The 1,243-nt window shown below is 28.4% G+C and carries 2 protein-coding genes; both read left to right on the top strand.

Features of this window, described 5'->3' with window-relative positions; genetic code table 11:
• Positions 1-1,042 (top strand): anti-CBASS protein Acb1 family protein (locus tag U880_RS0101485; protein ID WP_024654486.1); only part of this gene is annotated, 1,042 nt, incomplete at its 5' end.
• Position 1,043: 1 nt separating this feature from the next.
• Positions 1,044-1,243 (top strand): DUF1357 family protein (locus U880_RS09835; protein WP_038358791.1); only part of this gene is annotated, 200 nt, incomplete at its 3' end.

Here is a 1,243-nt window from a genome sequence, read left to right as displayed (position 1 = left end):
TTTAAAAATAGAATTAAAAGCAGCATTATTACAATGCATTATTAGTTGTCGATTTAATGGTGTTGGATACATTTTAGTAAAGACAGCCGATCAGTTTTTTGATTTAGATGTAGAAGTAAATAATGAATTACCAATTGGATTTATGTATTTAGATTATTCTAAAGTACATGACATTGGACCAGAAAGTAGTCATATAACATATTATTTAAGAAATAATGATATAAATAGTGCAAATATAGAAATCAAATCATTAGAAATACATAAGAGTAGATTACTAATATATGACAATTATGATTATATTTTAGGATCTTATACGCCGTGTTATACAGAAAGTTTTTTACTTGATGTTTATTTATTAGAAAAGATTTATATAGAGATTGAGAGACGAATAGATAATCATAACTTTTTATTTTACAAGGATGAGTCATTAGTAGAATTACAAAATGCATTAAGTAATACAGCGATGTTATTAAGGAAAGAGAGTAATAGTGGTTTTAAAGGGTTTTTTGGAGGCTCAAGTTCAAAGAATAACTTTGTTGCATTAAGAGATGCTAATGATATGTTATCTAGAGAGATAGAGAGACTTAAAGCTAATTTAAATAATGAAGGAATATTTTATAGCGGTGACACAGATGCATCATTAGAAGTTATAAAGTATGATATGACGTATTTAAAGGAGGCATTAGAATTAGTAAAAGCAAAAATAGGAGCAGACAGTAAAGAACCCTTAACTAGGAGTTTTAACGAGCAGACTAAGGGACTTGGGAGTGATGGTAAGGGAGACAGATCTAATTATTATGACTTTTTAAAAAGTGTACAAGAATCTATTGAAGTATCTATTAATAGTAAACTTGTAAAATATTTTGGCATTAAGATGCATTTTGGTTCACTTGTTATGTTAAGTGAGCCAGAGAAGATTGAACGTGATATTAAGCTGCTTGAAGTATATGAGAGATATGCATCAATGATGGCAAATCAAGATTTAAGTATAGATGATAAGAATGAACTGAGGAATCGTTTATTTTTAAGTGTTGGAGGTTAATATGGAAGAAGAAGATAAAAATATTAGTGCAGAAGTAGTTAATAGTAATTTAAATAATGATACTGTTAGTATAAGTGCTAATGAATATGAAGAGTATAAAAAATTAAAAGAAAATGCAGGAAAGGTTAAGAATCTTAATGCTGGTGAGGCATTAAGTATAAATGAACTAGTATCCCGAGAGCTTGCTGAAGTACAAGATAG

This window comes from Borrelia hispanica CRI (genome assembly GCF_000500065.1).
Lineage (GTDB): Bacteria > Spirochaetota > Spirochaetia > Borreliales > Borreliaceae > Borrelia > Borrelia hispanica.
The sequence above is the reverse complement of the archived record's forward strand: the minus strand, read 5'-3'. Positions and strand labels throughout refer to the sequence as shown.